17 protein-coding genes and 1 tRNA gene are annotated in these 19,471 nt (G+C 70.8%); 13 read left to right on the top strand and 5 right to left on the bottom strand.

The genetic code is table 11. From position 1 onward, the window contains the following. The first annotated feature begins 131 nt into the window (after positions 1 to 131). Complete coding sequence (locus ACZ6N8_RS30870) at positions 132 to 482, top strand: hypothetical protein (RefSeq protein WP_466014549.1); 351 nt, start codon at positions 132 to 134, stop codon at positions 480 to 482. Positions 483 to 493: 11 nt separating this feature from the next. Beyond that, entirely contained in the window at positions 494 to 1,201 is a 708-nt protein-coding gene (locus ACZ6N8_RS30865) for an SLATT domain-containing protein (RefSeq protein ID WP_466014547.1), read from the top strand. Between the two features lie 164 nt (positions 1,202 to 1,365). Here the strand turns inward: ACZ6N8_RS30865 and ACZ6N8_RS30860 are convergent, their stop codons facing one another. The 3 genes from ACZ6N8_RS30860 to map form a co-directional block, all read right to left on the bottom strand. Continuing rightward, the gene (locus tag ACZ6N8_RS30860) at positions 1,366 to 3,519 is read right to left on the bottom strand and encodes a TerD family protein (protein WP_466014545.1); all 2,154 of its coding nucleotides are present in this window, start codon (positions 3,517 to 3,519) and stop codon (positions 1,366 to 1,368) included. 56 nt (positions 3,520 to 3,575) lie between these two features. Continuing rightward, positions 3,576 to 3,705: transfer RNA gene (locus tag ACZ6N8_RS30855), tRNA-OTHER, on the bottom strand. A 58-nt stretch (positions 3,706 to 3,763) separates the two neighbouring features. After that, a complete protein-coding gene (gene map, locus ACZ6N8_RS30850; protein WP_466014553.1) occupies positions 3,764 to 4,582 on the bottom strand; it encodes a type I methionyl aminopeptidase in 819 nt (272 codons plus the stop codon). Positions 4,583 to 4,684: 102 nt separating this feature from the next. On the opposite strand from map, the gene ACZ6N8_RS30845 reads away from it, so the two are divergent. From ACZ6N8_RS30845 to ACZ6N8_RS30835, 3 genes are all read left to right on the top strand, one after another. Next, a complete protein-coding gene (locus tag ACZ6N8_RS30845; RefSeq protein ID WP_074318219.1) occupies positions 4,685 to 4,951 on the top strand; it encodes a helix-turn-helix domain-containing protein in 267 nt (88 codons plus the stop codon). A gap of 115 nt (positions 4,952 to 5,066) precedes the next feature. After that, positions 5,067 to 5,975: a siderophore-interacting protein gene (locus ACZ6N8_RS30840; protein WP_466014551.1), complete on the top strand. Its 909-nt coding sequence runs from the start codon at positions 5,067 to 5,069 to the stop codon at positions 5,973 to 5,975. A 107-nt stretch (positions 5,976 to 6,082) separates the two neighbouring features. After that, positions 6,083 to 6,802, top strand: a complete 720-nt coding sequence (locus ACZ6N8_RS30835; RefSeq protein WP_466014542.1) for an alpha/beta fold hydrolase — start codon at positions 6,083 to 6,085, stop codon at positions 6,800 to 6,802. Positions 6,803 to 6,859: 57 nt separating this feature from the next. Here ACZ6N8_RS30835 and ACZ6N8_RS30830 read toward each other — a convergent pair whose 3' ends face one another. Continuing rightward, positions 6,860 to 7,636 carry an IclR family transcriptional regulator gene (locus ACZ6N8_RS30830; RefSeq protein WP_466014540.1) on the bottom strand — a complete coding sequence of 259 codons (777 nt, stop codon included), beginning with the start codon at positions 7,634 to 7,636 and terminating at the stop codon, positions 6,860 to 6,862. Positions 7,637 to 7,833: 197 nt separating this feature from the next. Here ACZ6N8_RS30830 and ACZ6N8_RS30825 point away from each other — a divergent pair, with 197 nt between their 5' ends. The 3 genes from ACZ6N8_RS30825 (at position 7,834) to ACZ6N8_RS30815 (ending at position 12,363) form a co-directional block, all read left to right on the top strand. Next, entirely contained in the window at positions 7,834 to 9,045 is a 1,212-nt protein-coding gene (locus ACZ6N8_RS30825) for a fumarylacetoacetate hydrolase family protein (protein WP_466014538.1), read from the top strand. Continuing rightward, complete coding sequence (locus ACZ6N8_RS30820) at positions 9,042 to 10,571, top strand: aldehyde dehydrogenase family protein (RefSeq protein WP_466014536.1); 1,530 nt, start codon at positions 9,042 to 9,044, stop codon at positions 10,569 to 10,571. Before ACZ6N8_RS30825 ends, ACZ6N8_RS30820 begins: the two co-directional genes overlap by 4 nt. 64 nt (positions 10,572 to 10,635) lie before the next feature. Beyond that, positions 10,636 to 12,363 (top strand): IlvD/Edd family dehydratase, encoded by a 1,728-nt coding sequence (locus ACZ6N8_RS30815; protein ID WP_466014534.1) that lies wholly within the window; start codon positions 10,636 to 10,638, stop codon positions 12,361 to 12,363. 3 nt (positions 12,364 to 12,366) lie between these two features. Here ACZ6N8_RS30815 and rph read toward each other — a convergent pair whose 3' ends face one another. Then, positions 12,367 to 14,964: a rifamycin-inactivating phosphotransferase gene (gene rph, locus ACZ6N8_RS30810; protein ID WP_466014532.1), complete on the bottom strand. Its 2,598-nt coding sequence runs from the start codon at positions 14,962 to 14,964 to the stop codon at positions 12,367 to 12,369. A 497-nt stretch (positions 14,965 to 15,461) separates the two neighbouring features. On the opposite strand from rph, the gene ACZ6N8_RS30805 reads away from it, so the two are divergent. The 5 genes from ACZ6N8_RS30805 to ACZ6N8_RS30785 all read left to right on the top strand — a co-directional run. After that, positions 15,462 to 16,328, top strand: a complete 867-nt coding sequence (locus ACZ6N8_RS30805; protein ID WP_466014531.1) for a hypothetical protein — start codon at positions 15,462 to 15,464, stop codon at positions 16,326 to 16,328. Next, a complete protein-coding gene (locus tag ACZ6N8_RS30800) occupies positions 16,321 to 16,821 on the top strand; it encodes a SigE family RNA polymerase sigma factor (RefSeq protein ID WP_466014529.1) in 501 nt (166 codons plus the stop codon). Before ACZ6N8_RS30805 ends, ACZ6N8_RS30800 begins: the two co-directional genes overlap by 8 nt. 152 nt (positions 16,822 to 16,973) lie before the next feature. Continuing rightward, positions 16,974 to 17,579 carry a hypothetical protein gene (locus ACZ6N8_RS30795; RefSeq protein WP_466014527.1) on the top strand — a complete coding sequence of 202 codons (606 nt, stop codon included), beginning with the start codon at positions 16,974 to 16,976 and terminating at the stop codon, positions 17,577 to 17,579. 172 nt (positions 17,580 to 17,751) lie between these two features. Further along, positions 17,752 to 18,492 carry a serine hydrolase gene (locus ACZ6N8_RS30790; RefSeq protein WP_466014525.1) on the top strand — a complete coding sequence of 247 codons (741 nt, stop codon included), beginning with the start codon at positions 17,752 to 17,754 and terminating at the stop codon, positions 18,490 to 18,492. 291 nt (positions 18,493 to 18,783) lie between these two features. Next, a partial coding sequence (locus ACZ6N8_RS30785) for a non-reducing end alpha-L-arabinofuranosidase family hydrolase (protein ID WP_466014523.1) occupies positions 18,784 to 19,471 on the top strand: 688 nt, incomplete at its 3' end.

Genomic DNA, 19,471 nt, shown 5'->3' with positions numbered 1-19,471 from the left:
CCTGAACGCCTTCGACATCGCCTTCGAAGGACGCCTGTCCGCAGGCCGCAAGTAGCCGTCAACAACCCGAGTTACACCGTTCGTTTGACAGACCCACGCCGGCGCGCACGGCCGAGGACGTCCTGCTGGACATGTCCACGGTGCGAGATGCGGGGATCGTCGAGCAGCGTCTGTCCCGGCTCGGATTCTCTCTTGTGCTGCACGGCCACAAGCACAAACCTCAACTGCGGGAAACGTCCGTCCGGCAACGGACAGAGGGCTCGGCCTTCGCCGGCCGGTCACTGATCGTCTCTGGCTGTGGCAGTACCGGCGTGGCCGAACAGGAACTCGAACACAACCAGTCGAACCACTTCGCAATCATCAAACTGCTGCGAGACCGGCGTGAGCGGGGTGCTGACTTCCTCCGTGTCGAGTGGCGGGAGATGGTTGTCCAGCTCGGCGCGGAGTGGGTTTCGGCCGGCAGGTGGGTGATGAAGGGCTAGGTGCCGAGAGCATGAGCAATTCCTACGGGGCCGCTGGCGGGTCCAGCCAGTCGACCCCCGATTCCCCGCGAAACTTCACCGGCCCGCCGCTGCCCCGGATCCGCGAGGATGCCGCCACGTACCAGGGCCTGGCTGCGGTGTTCGCCTGGGCCGAGGCGTCCGCGGAAGCGGCCATCCGGTGGTACCTGTGGCGCAAGACCAGTCGCTCACGGTGGTCCAAGGCCTGCCGCGGACTGGCGATCGCGTTCGGCGTGGGCGGAGGGCTGGTGCCCTTGGTGCACGCCGCGAACGCCAGCATGCCCACACCCGAGTGGGGATTCGTGCTCCTCGCCTCAGCCGGCGGGTTCCTGCTCGCTGACCGGCTCTTCGGTTTCAGCTCGTCATGGATGCGCTTCATGCACACGCAGGCGGTCTTGCAGTCCGAGCTCAATCAGACGAGGGTCAGCTACCTGGCCTGGTTGAGCCGCAGCGCTGGCCGCGACACACCCTCGCCCGAGCAGGTGGAGGAGTTTTTCCACCTCGTCGAGGCGCTCGTCGCGGCGACGGCCCACGCGGTGGTCCAGGAGACATCGATGTGGGCCGACGACCTCCTCGCGCATCTCGAGCAGACGGCCGCAGGTCTGGCACCGCACGGGGCCACGGCGAGGAGCGTGCTGGAGACGCCGCCGGTCCTGCCGGCGCCCCGCCAGCACACGACAACCCCGCCGGCAGGCGTCTAGTCGACGCGGCGACACCCATCCGGCCCCTGCAGGGGCCGGATGGGTCGTGGACGGGAGCCGAGGAGAGCGCGGGCACTGGAATAACCACATCCTCCGCTGACGCGGAGGTTTCCGAGTTGAACGGAAATAGAAGGAAGCGCCCGCATGGCCTCGGCTGTCGCCGCTTACCCAGGGATCAGCTCGCTGAGTCGATCAAGTGTATAGGTCTCCGATCCGTCGGGCAGACCCTCGGGCGCCTCGATGCCGATGAAGGTGACCGGCTCGTCGGGCAGCCGTCCGTCCCATGTCGACACGTCGGTCCGTGCCCGCCACCTGTCGACCAGGTAGGCGACGGTGAGGTACCGCCGCTCCACGAGTGCCCGTACCCGGTGGGCCGTGCTGAACGTGTTCTCCTCCACCCGGTTGAACGACGGCCAACCGCGCAGGTGGAGGTGCAGCCACACGGCCTGCCAGCCGGCCTCGCCGCGGGCGAACACGATCGGCAGCGCGACCCGACCCCGGCCACGCATGTGCGACCGGGCCCGGACCGTCCGCGGCTCGAACGGGGCGCCGAGCTGGTCCCGGGAGCGGACCTGGTACCCGAACATCGACTCGGCGACCTCGTCGAACGACTCTCCGGCGTAGATGTTCAGCTGCGGAACCACATAGCGCGCGCCGACGGTCAGGGGCACGTCGATGAACTCGGTCGCGCCGTTCCCCGCGTCGGTGACGTCGCCGGAGTGCACGACGCCGTCGTGGTGGTAGTTGGTCCAGGACACCTGGCCCGCGCTGTGGAACTCGTCATCGAGCAGCAGCACCGACAGGTCGTAGTCGGTGCGACGACCCGTCTGACGCCAGTACGTGAAGAAGCGCAGCAGCTCACCCGACACCGACCCCCGTGAGCCACGCGGCAGCACCGCGAAACCGCCCTCGGCCGCCTTGCCGGACAGCGGCAGCGCGACGTCGAGCACCTCCGGGTCCACGAGCAACGGCCGCTCCGGTTCCGGCAGGCGGGCGTCGATCTCCGCGTCGAGCAGCGACGACAGTTCGGCCACCAGTTCGGCAGGCAGCGACGGCCGTACGTCGGGACCGATCCACGCGGTACGGGAGCGGCTCGCGTACAGCCGGGCCGACGCGGGAGCCGACCGGTTGTCGACGTGCTCGCGCAGCGAGAGGAGCACCCGCCCGGACGCCGAACCGAGTGCACCGGTGACCGCGTCGACGACAGTGGACCGCTCCGACGGCGATGCCAGCCGCAGCAGCCGGTCGGCGGACCGCAGGAGCATTCCGGGTGCGGCCGACAGCACCGACGCCGCCGGACCTATCGCTCCGGCGCTGATCGCCGCCTCCGCCCGGCCGGCGAGGTTGCGTACGCGCCGCTCGCCGCGCGCGACAGCGAACACCGCCTGGGCGTGCGGCCACCTGTCGTACTCGTGGGGGTGCAGCCGCTCCGCGAGCCGCTTCCACCGCTCCGCGTAGCGGGCGACGTCACCGAGCTTGTGCGCGTTCGCGCCCACGACCGTGTCCAGCGCGGCAAGCAGAACCCGCCGCTCCGGTCGTCGGAAGGCACGGAACCGCGTGGGTGTCACGAGCGAGGTGTCCCCGCCGGAGACCTGGCAGGCGAGGCGCAGCACGTCTGTCGTCGTGTCCACACCGATCAGTGGCCGGCCGAGGACCAGCCGGATTCCGTTGAGGACGGCCCGGTTCTCCCGAACCGGGATCTCGGCCGGCTGGGGGCCGTCGGCGCAGGCGACCGCGAGTTCGCCCAGGAGCGCGAGGTCCGCCTCGCCCAGGGGTGTCGCGCTCCCGGCGAGGGCCAGATAGAGCCGCTCGGCCTCCACGTCGGCGGTGTCACCGAGGCGCAGCACCGTCACCCGATCGCCGGCCGCGCCGATCAGGTCGTCGTGCGCGGCCAACAGCTCGGCGTAGGTGTGCTGGTAGGTGCCGTACCCCGGCAGGTCGAGCAGGTTCACCCCGCCCCCTGCGACGGCGTCCCGCAGGTGCTCGTCGGTGGCGCCGCCGGTGAGGACTGCCGCGCGCAGCCGGTCCGTCCAGAACTCGATGGTGTCCGGCACGTCGTCGGGGAAGCCGACGAAGTAGGAGTTGTGCCGGACGTGGTCGCCGACGAGTTCGCGTACCGCCGAGACGACAGTGGCGGCCAGGTCCATCGCCGGCGCGGGGGCCAGCGTGCCGATGTGGTCCAGCAGGGCCCGCGACGCCGAGAACCCGACGTCGAGCAGCGCCGTGTCCAACTGCCGGGCCACCGGCGTGCCGTCGCCGGCCGCGCCGGTGCTGGACGGGACGCGCAGCGTCTTCTGGATGAGCAGCTTCTCGAGCACGAGGCCCTCCGTTCCGGTCGACTCCGACAGGTGCCGGTCGTCGCCTACGGCACACGTGGGTCGCCGGGGACTCGAACCCCGAACCCTTCGATCCAACAAGGAGAAGGAAGCGCACCCATCGCCGCACAGGGCGGAGGGCGGACGCGCTACTCAGTCGAATGCTCTAGCCAGTTGAGCTAGCGACCCAGATGTCGATCATCGCATCGGTCGTGGCGGCGTGGCTATCGAGATTGCCGCCGGGGCGTCAGCTCGTCGCTGTCGACTGACCGCTGCGGTCGCCGGGCCTCGTGTCGCGCCGGGGACGGCGGGTCAGCACCTGCGGTCCGTCGGCGGTGACCGCGACTGTGTGCTCCGAGTGGGCCGTACGCGAGCCGTCCGCCGACCGGATCGTCCAACCGTCCTCGTCGTACCTGATCCGGTCGGTGCTCTGGCAGAGCCACGGCTCGATGGCGAGTGTCAGGCCGGGCTTGAGCTTCATGCCTCGGCCGGGGCGGCCGTCGTTGGGTACGTGCGGGGCCTCGTGCATGGTGCGGCCGATGCCGTGCCCGCCGAACTCGTTGTTGACCCGGTAGCCGTAGCGGCGGGCGACCTCGCCGATGGCGGCGGAGATGTCGCCGAGCTGGTTGCCCGGTCGGGCGGCGGCGATCCCGGCCTCCAGCGCGACCTCGGTGGCCTCGATGAGCTTCAGGTCGTCCGGGCTGGGGGTGCCGACGACGACGGACAGCGCGGAGTCGGCGGTCCAGCCGTCGATCCCGACGGCCATGTCGATGCTCAGGAGGTCACCGTCGCGCAGGGCGTACCTGTGCGGCAGGCCGTGCAGCACGGCGTCGTTGACCGACAGGCACAGGACGTTACGGAACGGGCCACGACCGAACGACGGCGTGTAGTCCCAGTAGCAGGATTCGGCGCCGCGCTCCTTGATCCGGCGGCGGGCGTGGTGTTCGAGGTCCATCAGGTCGACCCCGACGGCGGCGACCTCGCGTAGCTCCGCCAGCAGCTCGCCGACGAACTGGCCGGTCACGGCCATCCGGTCGATCTCCTGGGCGGACTTGAGTTCGATCACGATCAACACTCCCTCTCCGTGGCGGTATATTTATACCACGCTGATCGAGGTGTCCCGCGGGTCGGCGTTGCCGGTCCGCGAGGGCGGATCTATCCTGCTCACATGGTCCGCCCACCGCTCACACCGGCGCAGATCGCAGCGGGGCAGCGCCTCGGCGCGGCGCTCAGGGTCGCGCGGGGTGGCCGCAGTCTGGTCGAGGTGGCCCTGGCGGCCGGCATCTCACCGGAGACGCTGCGCAAGATCGAGGTGGGCCGGCTTCCGGCGCCGGCGTTCGGCACAGTTGTCTGCCTCAGCGAGGTCCTCGGCGTCGCGCTCAGCGACCTGGCCGAGGTGTGGCTGGCCGACCTGCGCGTCCGTGAGGCGTCCTGAGGACTCGCCGGGGCCCGAACCCAGCATCCGCATCGACCGGACGACCCACCGCACCGGCCGCGAAAGGGCTTAGGTTAGCCTACCCTTCATGACAGTCGGATCGGCGTCGAGCAGCCTGACCCAGACCCTGCCCATCGCCCCCTGGCGGCTGTTCGCCGTCGAGGTCCGGGCCGTACGCCGGCTCAGCCCGTCCTTCACCCGGGTCACCTTCACCGGGCCCGATCTGCACCGCTTCGCCGACAACGGCTACGACCAGCGGATCAAGCTGGCTCTGCCACTGCCCGGCCGGCACGGGGTGAATCTCCCCGAGGGCCCGGACTGGTACGCGAAGTGGCGCGCCCTGCCCGAGCACGAGCGCAACCCGGTGCGCACCTACACGGTCCGCGCGGTCCGCCCGCACGTGTCCGAGGTCGACGTCGACCTCGTTCTGCACGGGGACAGCGGCCCGGCCACCCGCTGGGCGCGGCGGGTACGCCCGGGCGACGAGATCGCCCTGCTCGGCCCGGACGCCGGCTACGACGGTGACCACGGTGGGGTCGAGTTCAAGCCCTCGTCGACCGGGCACCTGCTGCTGGCCGGCGACGAGACGGCCGTGCCGGCGATCAGCGCCATCTGCGAACGCCTCCCGCTCGACGCGTGCGGCACCGTCCTGCTGGAGGTGCCCGACGCCTGTGACGTGCTGCCGCTCGTGACGCCTCCGGGCATCGAGGTGCGGTGGCTGCCCCGGGGCGCGGGCGGGCACGGCAGCCACCTGGTGCCGGCCGTCGCCGCGGCGGCGGGACAGCTGCTGGCCGGCGGTACGCCGCCGGTGACCGCGCAGCCCGTCACTGACGTGGACGTGGACGCCGAGATCCTCTGGGAGGTGCCCGAGGAGGTGCCGCCGTCGCGGCTGTACGCCTGGTTGGCGGGGGAGGCGGGTGTCATCCGGACCCTGCGTCGACACCTCGTCGTCGAGCGTGGTCTCGACCGGCGGGCGGTGGCCTTCATGGGTTACTGGCGGCTCGGCCGGGCCGATCCGCTCTGATTCGACAGGTCGGGACGTTTCCCGATCGCACGGCGGGTAATCAGCCGCGCCCACGCAGTCGGGCGGATGCCTCCGCATCCTCGTCCTGAGCAAAGGAGCGGCCCGCCGTGTCGGATCAGAAACCTACGGTCGTCCTCGTGCACGGCGCGTTCGCCGAGTCGGCGAGCTGGAACGGTGTGATCGAGCGGCTCGGTTCCGCCTACTCCGTGGTGGCCGCCGCCAACCCGCTGCGCAGCGTCACGGCAGACGCCGCGTACCTGCGGGACGTCATCCGGGGGATCGGCGGTCCCGTCCTGCTCGTCGCTCACTCGTACGGCGGAATGGTCGTCACGGAGGCGGCGGCGGGAGACCCGACGGTGCGTGGCCTGGTCTACGTCAACGCGCTCGCCCCGGAGACGGGGGAGTCGGCGCTGGCGCTGTCCGCCAAGTTCCCGGGCAGCACGCTCGGCGACACCCTGGTCTCCTACCCGGTGTCCAGCGGGGGCAACGAGGTGGCGATCGGCCAGGACGCCTACCACACGCAGTTCGCCGCGGACGTCAGCGACGACATGGCGGCGTTGATGGCCCGGACGCAGCGGCCGATCACCGAGCAGGCGCTCGGCGAGGGCCTGCCGACGCAGGCCCCTGCCTGGCAGACGTTGCCCAGCTGGTTCGTCTTCGGTGACGCGGACCGCAACATTCCGGTCGCCGCGCATCGCTTCATGGCCGAACGGGCAGGTGCACGCGGGACCCGGGAGGTGGCCGGCGCGTCCCACGCGATGGCGGTGTCGCAGCCCGGCGAGGTCGCGGAGTCAATCATCGAGGCGATGCGGGGCGTCGGAGCCTGATCGTCGCGGGCGTGGCGTGCGCGCCGGCGTCGCCGCCCCGGCGGCCACGCTCGTCCGCTACGAGCCGTCCGGGGTGTCGGTGGCGGGAGCCGCGTAGCCCAGCTCGGAAGAGATCTGGTTCGCGGTCGCGAGGAGCAGCGGAAGGTTGCTCTTCAGCTGGTCGAGGTTGGCGATGACCTCGATCGCGGTGATCGAGGCGGCGGCGATGACCAGTCCCCGCGAATCCCGGATCGGCGCGGCGACACACATGACGTAGGCGTCGTGCTCACCGTTGTCGGCGGCCCAGCCGCGTTCGCGGATGCCTACCAGTTCCGCTTCGAGCAGGTCGTGGTCGGCGAGGGTGGTGTCGGTGAACCTCTCGAAGACGACGTGCGAGAGAAGGCGGTCGCGTTCCTCGGGGGGCAGATAGGCAAGGATCGTCTTGCCCACGGCGCTCGCGTATACCGACACCGCGCGGCCCACCCGGGAGGGCAGCTTCACGGCGTCGAACGCCTGGCTGTCGACCTTGTCGATGTAGATGATCTCGTCGCCGGTGAGTTGGGCGAGGTGCACCGTGTGGCAGGTCGCGCGTTGCAGGGCGCGCAGGGGCGCGGCGGCGAACTGGCGCAGGTCCATCGAGCCGAGCGCGAGTTCGGACAGTTCGATCAGCCCGCTGCCGAGCACGTAGGTGCCGGCGCCGGTGCGGCGTACGAAGCGTTCGGCCTCCAGCGTCCGCAGGATCCGCAGGGCTGTGGACTTGTGGACGCCGAGCACGTCCGCCGCCTCGGTGAGTGACAGCGGGCGTTCCGCGGATCGGCGGATGAGGTCGATCGCGCGGCGAATGGATTGGGCCACCGGCCAGGTCTCCCTTCGTGCGACGGCTGTCCCACCGGCGCTGCTCGTTGCGTAATGTGCAATGTAGCGCACGCGATACGCAACAACTCCTTGACGTCGTTGCATATGTCGCTACGATCGTTGCAAATGTGTTCCGCGGTGTCGTCTCTGACCACCGTCTGGGACGAGCGGTCCTTCTTCGACCCGGGGAGCGGTTCATGACGGTGCCCGAGCCCCGAGGGCGGGCCGCCGACGTGGACTGGTTCGGGGCCGCCGCCGAAGCGCTGCCGACCGACGCCGGCGACAGCGTCCTCATCGGCCGGATCTGGGATCCGTCGGTCGACGGCCCCTCACCCGTGACCGTCCGGGACGGCCAGGTCATCGACATCAGCCACCGGTTCCCCACCGTCCGGGACATCTGCGAACTGCCCGATCCCGCCGCGACGGTGGCCGCGCTCGACGGGCGGGTGCTCGGCAGCATCGGGGCGGTGCTGGCCAACACCGGTGCCGGGACCCGCGACCGCACCCGGCCGTGGCTGCTCGCCCCGGTCGACCTGCAGGCGCTCAAGGCCGCCGGGGTGACCTTCCCGGTCTCGATGATCGAACGTGTCATCGAGGAACGGGCCCGGGGAGACCTGGCGCTCGCGGCGGACCTCCGTGGCCGGATGCTCGCCGACGTCGGCGCCGACCTGCACAGTCTGGTCCCGGGTTCGGCGCAGGCGCGGCAACTCAAGGATCTGCTGGTCGCCGAGGGCATGTGGAGCCAGTACCTGGAGGTCGGGATCGGCCCGGACGCGGAGATCTTCACCAAGGGGCAGATCCTCTCCGCCGTCGGCACCGCCGTTCCGGTGGGCGTGCTCGCCACGTCGACCTGGAACAATCCGGAACCCGAGGTCGCGCTCATCGTCCAGTCCAGCGGCCGGATCGTCGGTGCCACCCTCGGCAACGACGTGAACCTGCGGGACGTCGAGGGCCGCTCGGCGCTCCTGCTCCCCCTGGCGAAGGACAACAACGCCTCGTGCGCCATCGGTCCCCTGATCCGGCTGTTCGACGAACGGTTCGACATGCGGCGGGTGCGCGAGCTGGAGGTGGCGCTGACGATCCGTGGGGTGGACGGCTTCCAGTTGGAGGCGGTCTCGGAGATGACCCGGATGTCACGTGACCCGGAGACTCTCGTGCGGCAGATGATCGGCCCGCACCACCACTATCCCGACGGCGCCGTCCTGATGCTCGGCACGATGTTCGCGCCCATCCAGGACCGGGACCGCCCCGGTGAGGGCTTCACCCACAAGATCGACGACGTGGTACGGATCGGCTGCCCGGCGCTCGGCACCCTGGTGAACCGGGTGCGGCACGCCCACGAGTGCGCGCCCTGGCACTTCGGCGTCCGCGACCTGATGGGCAATCTGGCACGGAGAGGACTGCTGTGAACGTGGTCAGCACTGTCGACCCGCGCGACGGTAGGCGTCGCCCGACGGACCTCGTCGAGACCGACGAGTCCGCGCTGGAGGCGACCGCGGCCCGGGCGGCCGCGGCGGTGCCGTGGCTTTCCGGGCTGGGCCGGATCGGCAGAGCGCAGATGCTCGACGCGATCGCGGCGTCCCTGGAGTCCCGCCGGACGGACCTCGTCGCGACCGCGCAGGCCGAGACCGGACTGGCCCACGCCCGGCTCGACCAGGAACTCACCCGGGCGGCACTCCAGTTCCGGATGTTCGGCGAGGTGCTGCGGGACGGGGCGTACGTCGAGGCGGCCATCGACCACGCCGCCGACACGCCGCTCGGGCGCGGCCCGGATCTGCGGCGGATGCTCGTACCCCTCGGGCCTGTCGTGGTCTTCGGCGCCAGCAACTTCCCGTTCGCCTTCTCGGTCGCCGGAGGCGACACCGCCGCCGCCCTCGCGGCCGGTTGTCCCACCGTCCTGAAGGCACACCCGTCGCACCCGCTGACCTCGCACGCGTCCGCCGAGGCGATCGCGTCGGCCATCCGCGAGCTGAGCGCGCCCGAGGGCGTGACGGCCATCGTGTACGGCGAACAGGCCGGCCGCGCGCTGGTGCGCCACCCCGCGATTCGCGCGGCCGCACTGACCGGCTCCCTCGGTGCGGCCCGCGCCATCCAGGCGGCCATCGACGAACGGCCCGACCCCATTCCCCTGTACGCCGAGCTGAGCAGCCTGAACCCGATAGTCGTCCTGCCCGGAGCGGCGGCCGACCGGGGAGACCGGATCGCCGAGGGGCTGTTCGCCTCCTTCACGGCGTCGGGCGGTCAGTTGTGCACCAAGCCGGGGCTGGCGTTCATCCCGTCCGACCCCGGCGGCGACCATCTGGTCGAGGGGCTACGGGAGCGGGTCGACAGTTCCGGCGGCGCGGTCCTGCTCAACGAGCGCATCCGGGACGCGTACGAGAGCGGGGCCGCCGCGTTCGAGCGGGCCGGCGCCCGCGTCGCGGCGCGGCCCCGGGTCGAGCCCGGCGCGGGGTTCACCGTCGCGCCGACCCTGCTGGAGGTCGGTCTGCCGGGCCTGACTGCCGAGATCGCCGACGAGTGCTTCGGTCCGCTCCTGGTGGTGGTCCGGTACCGCGACGTCGCCGACCTCGACACCGTGCTGGCCACCGTCCCGCCGTCCCTGACCGGCTCGGTCCATCACGGGCCCCGCGACGACGCCGACGTCGTACGCCGACTCGTCGAGGGGCTCGCGGAGCGCGCGGGTCGCATCGTCTTCGACGGCTATCCCACGGGGGTCCGGGTGTCCTGGGCCCAGCACCACGGCGGGCCCTGGCCGTCGACAAACACCGTGCACACGTCGGTGGGCGCCACGTCGATCCGACGATTCCTTCGCCCCCTGGCCTGGCAGGACGCCCCGGCCTGGATCCTCCCCGAGGAGCTGCGGGACGAGTACACCGCCATCTCCCGGCGGGTCGACGGGAGATGGGAGCCGGCAACGGGGGAGCCGCGGCGATAGGTGTCCGCGCCCGCTCCGCCATCGCTGATTCCGCATCCCGGACGCAGGACAGAAAGGTGTGCTGATGTCGACGACAGATCGTCCGCTGCGCAGCGGCGAGTGGTTCGGTGCGCAGGGCCGCAACGGGTTCATCCACCGGTCCTGGATGCGTAACCAGGGTTTCGCCGACGACGTCTTCGACGGTCGCCCGGTGATCGGCATCGCCACCACCTGGTCGGAGCTGACCCCCTGCAACGCCCACCTCAGGGACCTCGCCGAGTCGGTGAAGCGGGGCGTGTGGGAGAGCGGCGGTCTGCCGCTGGAGTTTCCCGCGATGAGCCTGGGCGAGCCCCTCATGCGCCCCACGACGATGCTCTACCGCAACCTGCTGGCCATGGAGTTGGAGGAGTCGGTCCGCGCCAACCCGCTCGACGGGGTGGTCCTGCTCTCCGGCTGCGACAAGACAACGCCCGGCCTGCTGATGGGCGCGGCGAGCGTCGACCTGCCGACCTTCATGATGACCGGTGGGCCGATGCTCAACGGCAAGTTCCGGGGCCAGGACATCGGCTCGGGCACCGTCGTCTGGCAGTTCACCGAGGAGATGCGGGCCGGTCGGATGACCGCTGCCGACTGCGCGGAGGCCGAGGTCGGCATGTCCCGCAGCCGGGGCCACTGCATGACCATGGGGACCGCCTCCACGATGGCCTGCGTGACCGAGGCGCTGGGTGTGCAGCTGCCGGGAGCCGCCGCCGTACCGGCCGTCGACTCCCGCCGGTACGCGCTCGCGCACGCCGCCGGCCGCCGGATCGTCGCCATGGTCGACCAGGACCAGCGGCTGTCGTCGGTGCTCACCCGGCAGGCGTTCGAGAACGCCATCCGGGTCAACGCCGCGATCGGCGGATCCACTAACGCGGTCGTCCACCTGCTCGCGATCGCCGGACGCCTCGGCGTCCCCCTGTCGCTGGAGGACTTCGACACCCTCACCGCCGACGTGCCGATGGTGGTCAACCTGATGCCGTCCGGGGCGTACCTGATGGAGGACTTCGCCTACGCGGGCGGCGTACCGGCAGTGATGGCGGAGATCGCCCCGCTGCTGCACCTCGACCACGTCACAGTGAGCGGGGCGACGGTGGCCGACAACATCGGCGACGCCCGGTGCTGGAACCGGGACGTCATCGGCACCATGGCCGAGCCGTTCCAGGCAGCCGGCTCGGGCACGGTGGTGCTGCGCGGGTCGCTCGCGCCGTCCGGGGCCGTGCTGAAGGTCTCCGCCGCCTCGGCCCACCTGCTCACGCACACCGGGCCGGCGCTCGTCTTCGACCGGATCGAGGACTACGTCGTCGCCGCCGACGATCCGGATCTGGACGTCACCCCCGAGACGGTGATCGTGGTACGCAACGCCGGACCGCGCGGCTACCCCGGCTTCCCCGAGGTGGGTAACGTGCCCATGCCCCGCCGGCTGCTCGCCGACGGCATCACCGACATGGTGCGGATCTCCGACGCCCGGATGAGCGGCACCGGGTACGGCACCTGCATCCTGCACGTGGCACCGGAGGCGTCAGTGGGTGGTCCTCTCGCGCTGGTGCGTACCGGCGATCTGGTCCACGTCGACGTGTCGACGCGCCGACTGGACCTCCTGGTCGACGACGAGGAGTTGACCCGACGCCGTTCCGGCTGGCAACCGCCACTGCCGACGGCCGATCGCGGCTGGACCCGCCTGTACAGCGAGCACGTCCTTCAGGCGGACCAGGGCGCCGACCTCGACTTCCTCGTCGGCGGCAGCGGCAGCGCCGTCCCCCGCCACTCGCACTGACGGTCACGAGAGGAGCTCCACGTACCCGTCCGTGCCGTTGACGCGAATGCGCTGCCCGTCGCGGATCAGCGTGGTCGCCTGTGCCACCCCCACCACGGCGGGCAGCCCGTACTCCCGGGCGATCACCGCGCCGTGGGTCATGAGGCCGCCCACCTCCGTCACCAGCCCTCGGACCGCGACGAACAGCGGGGACCAGCTCGGGTCGGTGAAGGTGGTGACCAGGATGTCGTCCGGTTGGAGGTCGGCCTCGGCCAGGTCCAGGATGACGCGGGCGCGCCCCTCGACCGTCCCACCGGACACCCCGAGGCCGACAAGCGCGCCGGCCGGCACGTCGTCGCGCCGGTACGCCCCGAAGAGCGCCTCGCCCTCGGACGTGAGCAGTCTGGGTGGGGTGAGCAGCCGGTACGACCGGAACTCGTCAGCCCGCCGGCGGATGAGCCGCTCATCTGCCCGGTTGGTGCGCACCACGTCGTGCAACTCGTCGAACGTCAGGTAGAAGATGTCATCGGTCGCGCTGAGCACACCGGCCCGTACGAGTCGTCCGGCCTCCGCCAGGAGGGCCTGCTTGTAGACGAGGTAGCGGCTGACGATGGCGTACTTGGGATATTCGCGGTACCCGATGAAGGTGCGGACCCGGTCGATCATCCGTTTGGTCTCGTCGGCCTTGCGCTGCCCGTCCGGCAGCGCCCGGAGGCGTTCCAGGATGTCCTGTTCCTTCCTGCGGGCCGCCTGGAGTCCCTGCTCGAAGCGCCGCTCACGCGCGCCGGGTTCGAAGTTCCTGACGTTGTCGAGGATGAGCGGCGCGAGGGTGCTCGGGCGCTCGATCCAGCGCGGCCTGCTGATGTCGATCTCGCCGACGCAGCGCATGCCGTACCTGTCGAGGTAGGCCTGGAGGGCGGCGCGCGCCTCCTGGCCGCCCGGCAGCCGGGCCAGGTCGTCGAGGAAGTTCTCGTCCCCGGCCCCGTGCAGGAAGGCCACCACCTCCGGGTGGGGGCGGACGACGTCGGCGACGTCCAGGAGCGCCAACCCCATCTCGGACGTGATGTTGTGGGGTGCGGACAAGGTGAGTGTGTCTGCCGCGTTCTTCTCACCCAGCCACTCCTGTAGCTGGTCGTTGAGCCACCAGGTGGCCTCCATCCCCGCCATGATCACCTGCATGCTGAGCGGATCGGCGAGTGCCCGCTTGTGCTCCCCGATGGCCTCCAGCAGGAAGGTGAACAGCTCCGGACCGCTGACCGTCGCGATGTCGCGCCGCAGGTCGGCGATGGACGCCTGGCTGCGCTCGATCAGTTCGGTGACGGTGGCCGGATCGGTGTCGATCGGGGTGGGGGCCGGACCGGCCGGTCGCCCGGCGGGAGCGGCGTCCGCGAGCAGCGGCACGAAGTCGCCGCGGTCGAGGATGGTCTCCAGGGCGTCCCGGGTCAGCGGATCGGACCTGCCCACCAGCGCCAGGAGTGCGGCGCGGCTGGCCGGCGTGGACAACTGCCGGGTGGCGTCGACGAACAGCCTGCCGCCGGCCGTGTGCATCGGCGCCATGGCCGTCAGCTGCCACATGGAGAGCCCCAGGGGCTTCATGGCGTCGGTCATCATCTGCTGGTGGCCGACCGAGAGGTAGACGTGGTTCTCCGCGTCGTCGGCCACCGGGACGGGGAACAGCGTGGTGACGGGCCGGCTCTGCACGATGTGGACGTCCTCGTCGACCAGGCACCATTCGATGTCCTGGGGACGGCCGAAGTGCGCTTCGATCCGCCGCCCGAGCCGCACGAGCCGTACGACCTGCTCGTCCGTCAGCGCCGGCTGCTCCTGCCGTTGCGAACCGACCGTCTGCCGCGTCGTTCCGCCGGTCGGCAGGGCGTGGATGGCGAGCCGCTTGGCGGCGATGGTCCTGTCGATGACGCGGTCGTCGCGTACCCGGTAGGCGTCGGCGTTCACCAGGCCGGAGACCAGAGCCTCGCCGAGCCCGAAGGTGGCCTCCACGGAGGCGACCTTCCGGTTGGACGTGACCGGGTCGGCCGTGAACAGGACGCCCGCCGCCTGCGGGAAGACCATCTTCTGGACGACGACGGCCATGGCGACCGCGCGGTGGTCGATGCCGTTGCGCTGGCGGTAGGTCACCGCCCGCTCGGTGAAGAGCGATGCCCAGCACCGGCTGACGTGCGTGCGGATCGCCGCCGGCCCGATGATGTTCAGGTACGTGTCCTGCTGGCCGGCGAACGAGGCCGTCGGCAGGTCCTCAGCCGTCGCGCTCGACCGGACGGCGTAGGCCGCGCCGTCGCCGAGGTCGGCGAGAGCCCGGTCGATCGCCGCCGACACCCCGTCGGGGAGGGCGACCCCCTCGACGGTCCGGCGGATCCGCGCGCTGAGCGTGCGGACCGCCTCCCGGTCCTCCGGGTCCAGTCGGGACAGCTGGTCGAGCAGCTCGTCCATCGACGGCGCCTCGGCCATGATCAGCCGGAATGCCTCGGTCGTCACGCAGAAGCCGTCCGGCACGCGGACGCCGTCGATCCCTGACAACGCACCCAGGTGCGCGCCCTTGCCGCCGACGAGGGCGATCCGCGACTCGTCGACCTCGCGCAGGCTCACCACATACTGTTCGTTCATCACGGCCTCTCCGAGACGTCCGTCTGTCGCTGCGTTCCACCAGGCAGACCGGTCATGCGGTGTCCCATTTCCTGGTCCGTTTCCGGCTCCGGCCGACGATTCTGCGCGAAGCCCCGGGTCTTGTGGCAAGCCCCCGGGTGCGATATACGTTTTAGTGGGAACACTTCCCGTCGCTGTTCCGCCATCGCGGCCAAGAATTTCTCTCGCACAACGGTTCTCAGAAACCGTCCGAGGTTCCCTGCGCCTCACTGCCGTTCCGTGGGCCTGACTGCCCGGCCGCGAGGACCAGCGGGACGACGGCCCCGGCGCGGCGGTGACGGTGACGGTGCTGACACTCCTCGATCGGCGCCCCTCGTGACTCTTCTCCCTGGTGGGGCCACCCGTCGGCGCGCCCAGAAATTGCGACCGGTTCGGTGGTAACCAAACCGGCGGGCCAACCCGTCAGGTCAGGTGACGGGGTCGCCGTGCCGGCGACCGACCGAGGAGGAACACGGGACATGGACGACGTCCGCAGGCTTTTGGGGGACGATCTGGCCAGGCATCCCGCCCCGCCACTGGGCGATCTGGTCCAGCAGGCGATGGCGCAGGGCCGCCGGCTGCGTCGCCGACGCCGCCTGGCGCGGCTCGGCGGCGGGTCGACGCTCGTGCTCATGCTCGTCATCGGGCTGGCCGTCGGGCCGTTCGACCCGATCGGGGCCGCCGGGGGTGATGCCGGTCCGCCCGGCGGACTGAGTCTCGGGCCCCCGGTTGGCCCGGCGGACACCACCTCGGCACCGCCTCCCCTGGGGGCGCCGGGCGGGGTGGAGTCCCCGCGTCAGCTCCGCTGGCCGGAGGCGCCGGCGACAGCGACACGGGTGCTCGGCACCGTGACGATCAGGAGGAAGCCGGTCGGCGCGACGCGGACCACCTCCCCGGAGGCTGCCCTGGCACTGCTGACCCAGCTTCTGCCGAAGGGGAAGACCAGCAACTACGCGGTCCTGCCGAACGACGGGGCGGGCCCCGGCGAGCCGTTCGTCCAGCTCTACCTGGATCGGGGCAAGGGTCCGGGCATGCTGCGACTCTCCATCTACCAGGACGACCTCGGCGGCCCCGCTGCGGGGACGGTGGAGCTGACGGAGCTTCCGGACAACTGCGTACAGGACAAGATGGTCACCGTGCACCACGGGCGTGGCCTCCAGGTCGACCTGCTGATCTCCAGCTGCCTGATGGGGGACGGCAAGGGGAATCCGGCGGCGATGCCCGCCCTCTCCGTGGAGGAGGCGGTGGAGATCGCGGCCAACCCGCTCTGGGGGACGGAACTGCCTACCGACATCGTCATCGACGGCACCAAGAGGTTCTCGACGCTGGCCCGGCCGAATGGCTGACGAGGACTTCGTCGAATTCGCGCAGGCGGCCGGTGGCCGGCTGCGCGACGCCGCGTTCCTGATGTGCCGCGACTGGCATCTCGCCCAGGACCTCACCCAGACGACGCTTGCCAAGGTGTACGCCAACTGGAAGCGCGTCCGGCGGGCCGACGACCCGCACGCGTACGCCCGCAAGATCCTGCTGCGCTGCGTGATCGATCAGCAGAGGCGTCGCTCCAGCCATGAGCTGGCCGTGTCCAAGCCACCGGAGAAGGCCGAGGAACACCCGGCGGAGCTGCGGATGACGCTGCTGGACGCGATAGCGACCCTGCCGCTGCGGGACCGGGCGATCGTCGTCCTGCGCTACTGGGACGACCTGAGCGTGGAGACCGTCGCCGAGGTCGTCGGCGTCTCCACCGCAGTGGTCAAGAGCCAGAGCATGCGCTCGCTCAGCCGTCTGCGCGAGCTGCTCGGCGAGACCCGTCTCGAGCTGTTCGCCGAAGAACGCCACTGAGCGGTAGGCGTACCCGGCGTGGTCGTCGGCCGCTGACGTGCGCGCCACATTCTTTGGGTCTGGGGAGGTCCATCGTGTCCGTGTCGAGCAGAGAGATGTGTGCGGCCCGGAGGCGCGGCGGAGGCCGACGCCGGGTCGCCGCCCTCCCGGTGGTGCTGTCGGCGGTGATGGTGCTGGGCGCCGGCTGCCATCGGGTCGAGCCGGACGCCGGACCCGGTGCGCGACAGACGGTGAGCGAGCAGTGGCGCGATCCGAGCATGCTGCTGGGGGCGGGCGAACTGGGCTCGAACTGGCAGGAGGGCGGCGCTCCGGCCGACCCGCCGCCCTGGCCGTGGGAGCAGAGCGGTTGCCCGCACTACCGGAGCGAGGACTATCCGGCCCGGTCGTACCGGCAGGGAGCGGTGGAGCGCTTCTACCGCCCGTCGGACGGCTCGCCGCCGGCACACCATGTCGTGGAGAAGTTCGAACCCGGATGGGCTGAGCGCAACGTCGAGGACGTCCGGCGCGTACTGGCGCGCTGCGCGAGTTACCGGATGCTCGGATCGAATATCTCATTCTCTGTCGTCGATCCTCATTACCGTGCGGGCACCGGAATGCTCGTCCGAGGTCGCATCGAACACGCGCACATCCCGCCGACGGTCACCTATTTCGTCATGCTGAAACGCGGCGAGATGGTTTCGACGTTCAGCCTTCCGGACCCGGGTAGCCGGGCCGCACTTGATTCCATCGCGGCGAGAGCGGCGGCCCGCCTTGGCTGAGCGGGGAGGCGCGCGGCTGCCACGCCGCTGGGTCGTCTCCGCTGTCACGATGTCTCTCGCCGGCGTCGCGACCGCCGCCTACGGCGCCACACACGGTGGCGGCCGAGCGGGCACCGCCTCGCCCGGTCCCTCGCCCGCCCGACCGGTTCCCACGACACCTGCCGTCGACTGGGTGGGGCAGGCGAGGACGCGGGTCGAGGCCTACGTGCGGCGGTACGACGGGCACCTGGCGGTCGCGGCACTGGATCGTCGCGGGTCGGCGTCGGTGACTGTCGGCGCGAGACGTTTCGAAACCGCCAGCATCGTGAAGGTCAACATTCTCGCGGCGCTTCTGCTGCGCCAGCGGCCGCCCGGCAAGGCCCTGGGGTCCGCGACCCGGGGACTGGCCGAGGCGATGATCGAGTCCAGCGACAACGATGCGGCGAGCGCGCTGTGGCAGAAGATCGAGGGATCGCGGGGGCTCACCGCCGCGAACCGCGCCCTCGGTCTGCGGGAGACGAGGCCCAACTCGCAGTGGGGTCGTACCACGACCACTGTGGCGGACCAGATCCGTCTGCTGACCGCGCTGACGTCACCGACCGGGCCGCTGACCCCGCAGGACCGTCGTTTCGTCATGGGCCTCATGGCGAAGGTGGTGCCGGACCAGCGATGGGGAGTCACCGCCGCGCGGGTGCCCGGCAACCGTGGGACGTACGTCAAGAACGGCTGGGACACCGCCGACGCCGACGGTGGGCGCTGGCTGGTCAACAGCATCGGACGGGTCGTCGAGGATCGCCACGACTGGCTGGTCGCCGTGCTCTCCGATCATCACGTGACCCGGGAGGCCGGCGTCCGGGTCGTCGAGAAGGTCGCCGCGTACGTGCTCGAGGAGCTGCGCGCCGCGGCGGCGCACGACGTGTCTTCCCAGGGGTAGGTCGCACGGCGCGGCACGGCGCCCCTGCGTCGACCAGTGCCCGGCGAGCGGGTGATGTTCCTTGTGGATTACGACTTGACGAACAGCATGTTATCGCTCACAGTCGATGGACAAGGACGACGACACCCGCGGCTTACCGGGCAAGCCTGCTACGTCGACCTCGAATCAGACGTGCGTCAGGGCATGCCGGGATCGTGTTAACGCGAACATTCCGCAGCATGCGCCCGGCCGTGCGTTGCGGTGCGCCCATGTCGGGCGACCCGTTCGGCTCCTGGTCACTGGAGGAGGATCATGTCTGCCCTTGATAGGTCCGCATCGATCGCACCGCCGTCGCGGCGGCGGCGGGGATGGTTGCTGCGACTCGTCACCGCCGGCGTGGCGGCGTTGGTCGCCGGTGGTGCCGCCGCAGTGGCGGTGACGTCGCCCGCCGCCGCGGCGACTGTCGACACCAACGCCTGGTACGTGCTGGTCAACCGCAACAGCGGCAAGGCCCTGGACGTGTACAACCTGGCCACGAACGACGGCGCCCGGATCACGCAGTGGACGCGGAACAACGGCAACCAGCAGCAGTGGCAGTTCGTGGACTCGGGCGGCGGCTACTACCGGTTGAAGTCGCGGCTGTCCGGCAAGGTGCTGGACGTCTACAACTTCTCCACAGCCAACGGCGCCAGCATCGTGCAGTGGAGTGACGGCAACGGGACGAACCAGCAGTTCCGGCTGGCCGACTCGGACAGCGGCTACATCCGTCTGATCAACCGGAACAGCAACAAGGTGGTGGAGGTGCAGGGCGCCTCGACCGCCGACGGAGGCAACATCGTGCAGTACGACGACTGGAACGGCAGCAACCAGCAGTGGCAGCTCGTCCGTGTCGACGGTGGAGGCAACCCGACCACGCCGCCGCCGACGGGTACGTGCAATCTGCCGTCGTCGTACCGGTGGTCGTCGTCGGGGGTGTTGGCGAACCCGAAGTCGGGGTGGG

The sequence above is a fragment of the Micromonospora sp. NPDC047521 genome (assembly GCF_055587305.1).
Note: the sequence above shows the minus strand (reverse complement) of the source record. Positions and strands in the feature narration are given on the sequence as shown.